Source organism: Streptomyces palmae, from assembly GCF_004684805.1.
GTDB lineage: Bacteria > Actinomycetota > Actinomycetes > Streptomycetales > Streptomycetaceae > Streptomyces > Streptomyces palmae.
In genome coordinates this window covers 1-6078 of the sequence record NZ_SRID01000404.1, presented here as the reverse complement: position 1 = coordinate 6078, position 6078 = coordinate 1, and the positions used below count along the sequence as shown (strand labels likewise).

General features: G+C 74.0%; 6 protein-coding genes. 3 read left to right on the top strand and 3 right to left on the bottom strand.

What is annotated here, in order from left to right; genetic code table 11:
- Both E4099_RS27865 and E4099_RS27860 read left to right on the top strand, forming a co-directional pair.
- On the top strand, positions 1-337 hold a 337-nt coding region (locus E4099_RS27865), incomplete at its 5' end, for a helix-turn-helix domain-containing protein (protein WP_209446772.1).
- 623 nt (positions 338-960) lie between these two features.
- The gene (locus E4099_RS27860; protein ID WP_245245239.1) at positions 961-2427 is read left to right on the top strand and encodes an FG-GAP repeat protein; all 1467 of its coding nucleotides are present in this window, start codon (positions 961-963) and stop codon (positions 2425-2427) included.
- Between the two features lie 211 nt (positions 2428-2638).
- Here E4099_RS27860 and E4099_RS27855 read toward each other — a convergent pair whose 3' ends face one another.
- Positions 2639-3457: an MBL fold metallo-hydrolase gene (locus E4099_RS27855; protein WP_135341891.1), complete on the bottom strand. Its 819-nt coding sequence runs from the start codon at positions 3455-3457 to the stop codon at positions 2639-2641.
- A gap of 113 nt (positions 3458-3570) precedes the next feature.
- Between E4099_RS27855 and E4099_RS27850 the strand changes: the two genes are divergently transcribed.
- Positions 3571-4179, top strand: coding sequence for a helix-turn-helix domain-containing protein (locus E4099_RS27850; RefSeq protein WP_135341890.1), 609 nt, complete (start codon positions 3571-3573; stop codon positions 4177-4179).
- 75 nt (positions 4180-4254) lie between these two features.
- Here the strand turns inward: E4099_RS27850 and E4099_RS27845 are convergent, their stop codons facing one another.
- Both E4099_RS27845 and E4099_RS27840 read right to left on the bottom strand, forming a co-directional pair.
- Positions 4255-5205: an ornithine cyclodeaminase family protein gene (locus E4099_RS27845; RefSeq protein ID WP_135341889.1), complete on the bottom strand. Its 951-nt coding sequence runs from the start codon at positions 5203-5205 to the stop codon at positions 4255-4257.
- Positions 5202-6078: proline racemase family protein (locus E4099_RS27840; protein WP_135341888.1), on the bottom strand; the 877-nt coding region annotated here is incomplete at its 5' end. The genes E4099_RS27845 and E4099_RS27840, both read right to left, overlap by 4 nt.

Sequence of the window (6078 nt, the reverse complement as noted above, 5' to 3'; positions counted from 1 at the left end):
AGCCGAGACCGCGCCACCGCCCCCGGCGCCGGCGCCCGTTCGCGAGGCGGCCGGGGAGAGAGGAGTGGACGGGCCGCTGTTCGCCACCGCCTCCCGCAACGGCGGGCTCGGTCAGAGCGCGGCCCGCACCTGGCGGCAGCTGGAGTCGCACGGTGCCGCCGGGGCCACGGTGGAGGAACTGTGCGCCTCGGTCGGCTACCAGCCGTCCACCATCCTCAAGCACCTCAAGGGCCTGGCCCGGTTCGGGATGGTCGAGGAGCGCGAGGGCCGCTGGCGGCCGACCGGCAAGAGCCAGTGGGAGGCGGCCTCGGAGCACGGCCTGACCGAACCCGCCTAGCCAGGGCGCGGGATCCCGGCGGATCCCGCCGTGCCGGGGCGCGCCCCGGTGGCGCGGGCGCGGTACCGGTGCGTCATGTGCCGGCCGACTCGGCGTCAGGGCCGGGGCCGGCGGTGCCTGGAGACCTGGCGCGGCGCCGGGGCTCCCACGGCCTGGCATCGGGCACGGCGACGGCACGCTCGGAGAACGGCGCGGCGTCGGCAGGGCTTGGCGGCCATGCGCGGTGCCGGGGCCATGAGGGCGCGGCGCCGGGCGAGCGCCGGGGGCGGTGCCGGGGCCCAGGGGCCCGGAGCCGGATGGAGTGCGGCTCCTGAGCCGCACGGGGTGCCGCCGGTCGCGGTGTGCGGCCGGCGGCCCCGGCTCGGTTCGGGGCCGGCCGACTCGGCACACCGGGGTGATCACCTGCCCGGGTCTGCCGCCCGTCGCCGGCCCCATCGCCCTCTTCGCCCAGGCGCGCCTGCCATGGCTCCTGACAGCCGTACGGGCGAGGGGTCCCGCCGCGGACGGGCCGGCCTCGATACCTGGGCCGGGCGCACAAGGTGTCCGTACTCCGTACAACCAGGTCCGCCCTTCGACGGTCACACCAGGCAAACCCGCACCCCGTCGACCGAGTGGGAGCCTCCGTGCCACACAGCCGCCGCATCCTGACGTACGCCATCGCAGCCGCCGCCGCTGCCACCGCCGGGTTTCTGCCGTCCGGTGCCGCCGCTGCCCCGCCCCGCCCTGCCACCAGCGACTTCAACGGCGACGGCTACGCGGACCTCGCCGTCGGCGTCCCGGACGGGACCGTCGACGGCCAGGCCAAGGCCGGGTACGTGAACATCGTCTGGGGCGGCCCGATGGGCGTCGGCGCCCACGGAAGCATCCGTGTCACCCAGGCCACTCCCGAGGTTCCCGGCGCCCCGGAGGCCGGCGACCGCTTCGGCGCCTCCACGGCCCTGACGGACCTCAACGGCGACGGCATCGCGGAACTGCTCGTCGGTGTCCCCGGCGAGGACGTCACCGACCGCGGCGCGGACGCGGGCATGGTCATCGCCGTGGGCGGCTCGAAGAACGGGCCGGGACCGGGTTCGACGGTCCTGACCGGGCCGTCGCCCTCGGCCGCGTACGGCGCGTCGGTCGCGGCGGCCGACCTGACCGGCGACGGCAACAAGGAGATCGTGGTCGGCGGCACGGACAAGGTCGTCGCTCATGTCGCCCAGGGCGAGGACAGCATGGTCGCCACCGTCGTCGCCGCCCCCATGGGCGGCCGCGCCCCCGTCCTGGCCACCGGCGACTTCGACAGCGACGGCATGGCGGACCTGGCCGTGGCGTACTGGACCGCGGGCACCCCCAACACGCAGTCCCACGTACGCCTGTGGAAGTGGGACGCCGACCAGTCCTCGATGGCCAACTTCTGGAACACGGACAACGCCGGCGTGACCGCCCTGGCCGCCGGCGACTTCGACGGCGACGGCCACGACGACCTGGCGCTCGGCGAGTGCCGTGAGATCGCCGACGAGAACATCGACGACCCGTGCGGCCCCGAAGAACTCGCCAAGGGCGGCGGCGTCCACATCCACTACGGAAGCCCCGCGGGCGGCTGGTTCGGCAGCCGCGCCCAGACCCTCAACCAGGACACGGCGGGCGTCCCGGGGGTGGCCGAGGACGGCGACCGCTTCGGTGCCGCCCTCGCCGTCGCCGACGTCGACCGCGACGGCCGCGACGACCTGATCGCGGGCGCGCCCGGTGAGGCCATCGGAAGCGAGGCGGGGGCGGGCGCCGCCTGGCTGCTCCACGGCGGCGCCCAGGGCCTGCTCGACGCGGGTGGCGCTGCCCGGTCCGTCACGTGGAACCAGGACACGGCGGGCGTGCCGGGCGTCGCCGAGGCGGGCGACACCTTCGGCGCGGCGGTCGCCGCGGGCGACTACGACGCCGACGGTGTACCGGATGTCACGGTCGGATCCCCGGGCGAGAACGCCTCCCTGGGCGCCGCATGGCTCCTGCCCAAGGGCTCGGCCGACGGCTCGGCGGCCTTCTCGCCCCGCACGCTCGGCCTCCCGTACCTCTCCCCGGCTCAGAAGTACGGCAAGCCGCTGAACAGCCGCTGAGTGTGCCCGGCGGGCGTCGCGCCCGCCCTCACGGCGTCGGCCCGCTGCCGGGGGGCGGGCCGACATCCCCCTGCCCGGAGCACGTTGAAACGGGCGGGTTCACCAGCGGGTTCGGCGGCGGCTTCCGCTCCGCACCCGCGGGCCCGCTGCGGCGAGCGGGCGCCCTCGACCCAACGGAGTGCGCGGGGGTGGGAGCCGTCGCGCGGCTCGATCAGCCGATCGGTGGTGCGAGGTATTCCAGCGCATATCCGTCGCCGGCGGGGGTTACGCGGGCGATGCCGGGTGAGTCGAGGTGGGCGCCGGCTACGAAGTGGTCTGGTCGGGTCAGTTGTTCGAGCAGAGCCGCCCGCGCGGCGCGGGCCTGGGACTGGTTGCCGTCGAGCTCCCAGGACACCTTCGGCTGCTCGAACTGGAGCGTGGGAACGTGCACGGTGTCGCCCCACGCGAGAAGGTGGCCGGTGCCGCTCCTGACCTCGTAGACGGTGTGACCGGGCGTGTGGCCCGGTGTCGGGATCGCGGTGATCCAGTCGTTGATCGCGACCTTCTCCGACACCGGTACGACCCGGTCGCGGACGGGCTCGAGCCGCCCCGTGAACACCGAGGTGTCGCCCGCGCCGATCCACACGCGCTCGAGCTTGGTGAACGCCTCCGAACCGTCCGGCGCGATCAGACCGCTCACGTGGTCTTCGTGGTTGTGGGTGATGGCCACATCGGTGACATGCGCGCGGTCGATTCCCGCTTCGTCGAGCGCGTCGTAGATCAATCCCATGGTGGGGTCGTGCCAGGCGTCGGACGCGCCGGTGTCGATGAGAACCGACCGCGAGCCGTCGGTGACGAAGAAGGCGTTGACCGACAGCCGCAAGTTGTCGCCGGCCAGCGGGACGGCGGCCGGCAGCGCATCGAGCGTGCGCCCGTCCTCGTCGCGGAGCCGTGTCGGCGGCATGTCGATGTACCCGTCGCGCAACGAGACCACCCGCAGGTCGCCGAATTCGAAGGTGGCATGGTGCCGGCCACTCGAGATCAAACGCATGGAACCCCTCCGTCGTGTCGGGCGCGCATCGCACGTCTCCGATAGAAGACTAAGTCTCCTTTAGAAGAACACTACACTGTGGGCAGCCAGGTACCCATCGATCGAGGAGCACGGTGGTCGAGCAAGACGGAAACGCGGCCGAACCACAGCACGGTGACGACCTGGCCGGTGCGTTCGGCGGTAACGTGCGGCGACGCCGCGAGGAGGCGGGGCTGACGCTGGAGCAGCTGTCCACACGGTCGTCGGTCAGCCGAGCGATGCTGTCCAAGGTCGAACGCGGCGAGAAGAGCCCCACGATCGGCGTCGCGTCCAGGATCGCCCATGCGCTCGACGCCTCCCTCTCGGACCTGGTCGGTGCGCCGGCCGCTGCCGCGTCCGGCGTGGCCCTTGTCATGCGCAAGAACGATCGCCCCGTTTTCCGCGACCCGGAAACCGGCTTCGAGCGGCACATGGTGTCGGCGGCCCCGGGCGCGGGACGAGCCGAGATGGTCGTCCACTACCTCCCCGCGCGGGTCTCCACCGGGCTGCTGCCCGCGTATCCGCCCGGTACGGAGAAACAACTCGTGGTGCTCGAAGGCACCCTCACCGTCGCGATCGGCGGAATCAGCGAGACCCTGAACACGGGCGACTCCCTGTTCTTCCAGGCGGACGCGGACCACGGCTTCGCCAACCCCACGAACGCTCCCTGCGAATACATCATGATCATCTCGCGCAGAACCTGACCGGCGGCAGCTTGCGGGCCTTGACCACGCCGGCCGAGTCACCGCCGAACCGGCATCCGCGGGAGACGGTGGGGTTCACGCCGGTGCGCCGGGCGGCCCCGCCGCCCACCGCCGGTACACCTCCGCCGCGATCACCAAGTCCTCCCAGGCCATGCCCACGCTCTTGAACAGCCGGGGGCGGTCCGCCGGTACGGGAGTGCGGCCGGTGACGAGATCGGCCAGGGTGCCGGCGACATGGTCCCGCCCGATGACCCCCTCGGCCTGCGGGATGATCAGGTCGCCGGCCTCGTGGAGCGCGGCGGTGCGCCCTTCGACGAAGACCGCCGAGCTCCGTACGAGCGCGGTGTCGGTCTCGCGGGCGTCCGGTTCGTGGGAGCCGACGGCCACCACGGTGGTGTCGTCCCCGATGAGCCTGCCGTCGAAGAGCGGTTCGCGGGCGGTGGTGCAGCAGACGACGAGGTCGGCCCCGGCGACCGATTCGGGTGTACCGGGGCCGGCGTCCATGCCGAGTGTCCGCGCGTACGCGGCCAGGGACTCGGCCGGTTCCGGGGCGCGGGTGACCACGGTGACCCGGTCCAGGGGCCGTTCGGAGCGCAGCGCCCGCAGGTGTCCGCGGGCCTGCGGCCCGGCGCCGAAGAGGACCAGCCGGTGGCTGCCGGGCGTGGCGAGCAGGCGCACGGCGAGGGCGGACACCGCGGGAGTGCGCAGGGTGGTGAGCGCGGCGCCGTCCAGCAGGGCGAGCGGCTGGAGCGTCGGGCCGTCCAGCAGGAGGTAGCCGCCGGTGATCCGGGGCAGCCCGGCGGCCGGGTTGCCGGGCGCCACCCCGGCGATCTTCACACCGGTGTACGGGCCCCAGGCGGCCGGCATCAGGAGCAGCTGTCCGGCCGGTACCTGGACGGTGGACCGGTCCGGGCACCGCTCGGGGTCGAGCCCGTCGCGCAGCGCACCGGCCAGCGCGTCCGCGGCTCCGGGGTGCCCGAGGAGCCCGGTCACGGTGTCGTGGTCGAGGACCGGTATCCCGTTCACGGCAGAAAGCCCTCCGGCAGGTCGTCCTGCGGGTGGAGCACGAACCGGTGCTCCCCGGTGCGGTGGGCGGTGCCGCTGATCTCGGTGATGGTGCCCTCTCCGGTACGGGACACCACCCGGCCGGTGAAGACCGTGCCCGCGATCGACTCGTGGCGCAGGGACCGGCCGGGGGTGAGGGCACCGTCCTCGGCGAGCAGGGCGAGCCGGGCCGAGGTGCCCGATCCGCACGGGGACCGGTCGAACTGGCCGTCGGCGAAGACGGTGACGTTGCGCTGGGAGGGGCCTTCGGGGGTGTCGGGCAGATCCTCGTGGAGGATGACGCCGTAGACGCCGGACAGCAGGGGGTTGTCGGGGTGCCGGCTCCCCGGGTGGTCGGCGAGGGCGCTTCGGATCTCCCGCCCCGCGGCGACGAGTCGGGGCAGCGTGGCGCGGTCCACGGTGAGCCCGAGCCGGGCCGCGGGCACGGAGGCGTAGCAGGCCCCGGCGTGGGCGAGGTCGACCTCGACGGTGCCGGCGCTGGTGGCGACGGGAACGGCACGGGCGGTCACCCGTGTCGGCACGTTGCGGAAGGTGACGCCGGTGACGCCGCCCTGCTCGCGGTGCACGGTGGCGGTGACGCGCCCGGAGGGCACATCGATGCGGACCCGGGCGGTGCCGTCGGTCGGGGCGGTGACGAGACCCTCCTCGACGGCCCAGACGCCGAGGGCCATGGTGCCGTGGCCGCACGCGGTGGAGTAGCCGTCCTTGTGCCAGAACAGGACGCCGAGGTGGGCGCCGTCGTCGTCGGGTGGGACGACGAAGCCGCCGTACATGCCGGAGTGCCCGCGTGGTTCGCGCACCAGCAGCCGGCGGAGGTCGTCCAGGGGGCCGCGG